This is a genomic window from Lacihabitans sp. LS3-19, assembly GCF_024343575.1.
GTDB lineage: Bacteria > Bacteroidota > Bacteroidia > Cytophagales > Spirosomataceae > Leadbetterella.
On the sequence record NZ_RJUA01000020.1, the window covers coordinates 1 to 715 of the forward strand.

Here is a 715-nt window from a genome sequence, read left to right on the forward strand (position 1 = left end):
ATATTTAATAATCTGGCTGCTGGAAATTATTCGGTTTGGGTAAAAAATACTCTGGGATGTATTTCTCAAAGTGCTTCTGGAATAATAAATACTCAACCAATCAAGCCAGATGCTGGTTTAGATAAAGTAATATATTTGCCAATTTCAAGTACAGTTTTAACCCCAAATCCATTAGGTGGTACGTGGGCAGTATCAACTGGAAATATATTTAGCAGCTCAATTAATAATTCCGGAACTGTTTCAGGGTTGAACAATGCTGGAGGATATAATTTTGTGTATAGTTTAAATACTTGCTCCGACACCGCTAAAGTTACGGTCATTTGCACTAAACCGACATTGACACTTGGAAATATCAAATGTGAAGGTTCTACTTACAGTGTGGCTTTCTATAGCAGTACTCCTAACATTTCACCTAGTGCTGGTACTATTTCAGGTGATCGTATCATTAACATTCCAACTGGCACAAACCTTTCGGTAAAAGCCAGTAATGGAACTGGATGCGAAACTGTTTTGGATGTTATTAGTCCTGAACCATGTGATTCTTCTTGCGAATTCTCGAATCTTTACGTCGGACAGCCGATTTGCAAGGGAACAACCTACAGTGTATCATATAAAGCTGATATTGGAACAATTACTTCAAATGCAGGAACGGTTTATGGCGATAGCATAGTGAATGTGCCAATCGGTACTTATTTGGTAGTAACTGCCACCAATA

At 37.9% G+C, this 715-nt stretch carries 1 protein-coding gene; it reads left to right on the forward strand.

The window, feature by feature from the left end:
- Positions 1 to 715, forward strand: a 715-nt coding sequence (locus EGI22_RS13365; protein ID WP_255068963.1) for a hypothetical protein, incomplete at both ends; no start/stop codon positions are given.